1 protein-coding gene and 1 pseudogene are annotated in these 2301 nt (G+C 50.5%); both read left to right on the top strand.

Going from position 1 to position 2301, the window contains the following annotated elements; translation table 11 throughout:
• On the top strand, positions 1-1844 hold a 1844-nt coding region (ltrA, locus tag AC1RQ9_RS18740; protein WP_217420547.1), incomplete at its 5' end, for a group II intron reverse transcriptase/maturase.
• A 91-nt stretch (positions 1845-1935) separates the two neighbouring features.
• Positions 1936-2247 (top strand): annotated as a pseudogene (locus AC1RQ9_RS18735) (DUF3085 domain-containing protein); the annotation flags it as partial.
• Positions 2248-2301 lie beyond the last annotated feature (54 nt).

The following is a 2301-nucleotide window of genomic DNA, read 5'->3' as shown; positions in this document are numbered from 1 at the left end:
TCATGAAGAGATTGGATGCTCTTCCAAAGCTCTCGAAAGCCGGAAAGTTGATTAACGGCCTATTCCGCCTCATGACCTGCCGTGATCTCTGGAAAGCGGCATATGAGAAGGTTGCCCAAAACTCGGGCTCCCTGACCCCCGGTATTGACGGAGATACGCTTGACGGGTTTTCGCTCGACAAGCTTGAAGCGTTGATTAGCGAGGTCGTGGAAGGACGTTACCGACCAAATCCGGTTCGTCGGGTCTACATACCAAAATCAAACGGTAAACTCCGACCGTTGGGGATTCCGAGTATTCGGGATCGCCTCGTGCAGGAAACTTTGAGGACGATCCTTGAAACCATATATGAGCCGATTTTCTCTAATCACTCACATGGGTTTCGTCCAAATAGGTCCTGTCATACTGCACTGGAACATATCCAGAAGGTGTGGAGAGGGACAAAGTGGTTCGTTGAGGTCGATATTGTTGGGTATTTTGACAATATCGACCACGACATTCTCGTGAACCTGCTTCGCAAGAGGATTGCTGATAAGAAGATCATTGATCTGATTAGACGCTTTCTTGAAGCTGGATATCTTGAAAACTGGAGGTTCAGCAGGACTTACAGTGGAACTCCGCAAGGTGGCATTGTCTCGCCCATTTTGGCCAACATCTATCTTCATGAACTCGATTTGTTCATGGAAACATGGATGGAGGCTAAAAATAAGGGCGTGAAACGTCGTCGGGAGCAAGAATGGAATCGTCTTTCGAAGTTGATCAATTACAGACAGATGCAAATTCGTCGGATCGTACGATCAGAAGAAAGTCTGTCAGTAGGAGACCAGGGCAGGATAGCGGCTCTCAAACAGGATATAAAAGTCCTCGATAAGGCTCGCAAATCTGTGCCTGCGCTGGCATCACAGGATCCGGATTATCGGCGCTTTCGTTATGTCCGGTATGCTGATGATTTCCTCATTGGTGTTATCGGCAGCAAAGATGATGCCCGGAGAATGATGGATGCCGTTCGACAATTTCTTGGAAACCTGAAACTTAATGTATCTGAGGAAAAGAGCGGCATTCGACATGCCTCGGACGGAGTAGAATTTCTTGGCTATGACATCCATACTTGGAATTCAAACCAGGTAAGGAGCGTGAGGGACACTCTGGGGCGCAACTACACGAAGCGTAATCCAGACGGTCTGATCACGTTGAATGTTCCGCGGACGAAAATCCGCCAGTTCTGTCAACGCCACGGCTACGGTTACCCCGACACGCGTTGGGGTATTGACCGACCGGCATTGATCAATTCGAGCGAGTACGAGATCGCTTCACAGTTCAATGCGGAATACCGCGGGTTTGTTCAATATTACGCGCTGTGCGTGAATGTGAAAGCGCAGCTTCGTTCGCTTCAGTTCGTAGTACAGACAAGCCTTCTCAAGACACTTGCCAATAAGCGACATAGCTCGTTGGCCAAGGTTTTGACTTCCGTCCGTAGTAGGGATGGAGAGTGGTATGTGGCTAGCCGAGACTTAGGTGGGAAATTAAGGAGGGTGCGGGTATGGAAGCTTCGGCATCTCACTCGTCCGTCCGTGAAATTCGCCAAGGTCGACGCACTACCAAGATACATTGCGGCTTTTGCTCGCACGGACTTGGTAGATCGACTGTTTTCTGAAGAATGTGCGCTTTGCGGAACATCAAATCTTCCCGTTGAAGTGCACCACGTCAGAAAGCTGAAAGATCACGTCAACTCGCCTTTGATGGCACAGGTCAGAGCTGCTCGCCAAAGGAAGCGTATCCCGCTCTGCATAAATTGCCATCGCAATGTCCATGCTGGGCGGCAACGTGATCTTCGAATGAGAGCGTAATCGGGGGTGGAAAGCCGTGTGCAGTGAAAGCTGCCCGCACGGTTTGGAGGGGGACGTGGCATTTGCTCTCTGAGCGGTGTCCACGTCTACCCTATTGTCGAATGGTTATCCGGGCTTCAGTGACGCTGAGGGTCAGGGGAACCTTGTCGCCTATGCCGTCGAAGCGGACCCGCGCACATGTCCTGACGACTGGTACGACGTCAAACGCGCATCGTTTGGCGGTGATGATGGCGCGGAATTTCTTTCTGCCGACACCATCCGCAAGGCACTGGAGGCGACTGTGGGCAGTCGTTTGTGGATTGATGTCACGCCTGCGCGGATCAGTTGCCCCTATCTGGCATCCCCGCAAAAAAACCGATCCGGACGACCGGATGGCGGATCTGGAAAGGCCTGCTCTGAATAAAAATACAATAAAAACAAAATATATAAATAAATAAAACAGTAAAGATGGGAGGCA

The sequence above is a fragment of the Komagataeibacter ossonobensis genome (genome assembly GCF_057359305.1).
This window is presented reverse-complemented; position numbering and strand designations above follow the sequence as displayed.